General features: G+C 64.8%; 1 protein-coding gene. It reads left to right on the forward strand.

Going from position 1 to position 440, the window contains the following annotated elements; genetic code table 11:
- Nucleotides 1-440 (forward strand): PLP-dependent aminotransferase family protein (locus tag ENZ75_RS34025; RefSeq protein WP_164888293.1); only part of this gene is annotated, 440 nt, incomplete at both ends.

The raw sequence follows: 440 nt of genomic DNA on the forward strand, positions 1-440 counted from the left end.
GCGTTCCCTACACGCCGTCGGGGCCGGATATCGATCTGTTCGCGCAGGCGTTGGCCGAGCATCGGCCACGCCTCTACATCACCAATTCCGGCATCCACAATCCGACCGGCGCGGTGCTGTCGCCAGTCACCGCGCACCGGCTGCTGAAACTCGCCGACCAATCGCAATTGACCATCGTCGAGGACGACATCTTCGCCGATTTCGAACATGCGCCCGCCCCCAGGCTGGCGGCGTTCGATGGCCTCAACCGCGTTGTCCATATCGGCAGCTTCTCCAAGACGCTGTCGGCATCGGTTCGCTGCGGCTTCATCGCCGCACCGCGCGACTGGATCGAGCCCCTGACCGACCTCAAAATCGCCACGACCTTCGGCGGCGGGCGGCTCGCGGCCGAACTGGTGCTGACGTTGCTGAAGGACGGCAGCTACCGCAAGCACATGGAT

The organism is Mesorhizobium sp. M7A.F.Ca.CA.002.04.1.1 (assembly GCF_004022805.1).
Lineage (GTDB): Bacteria > Pseudomonadota > Alphaproteobacteria > Rhizobiales > Rhizobiaceae > Mesorhizobium > Mesorhizobium ciceri.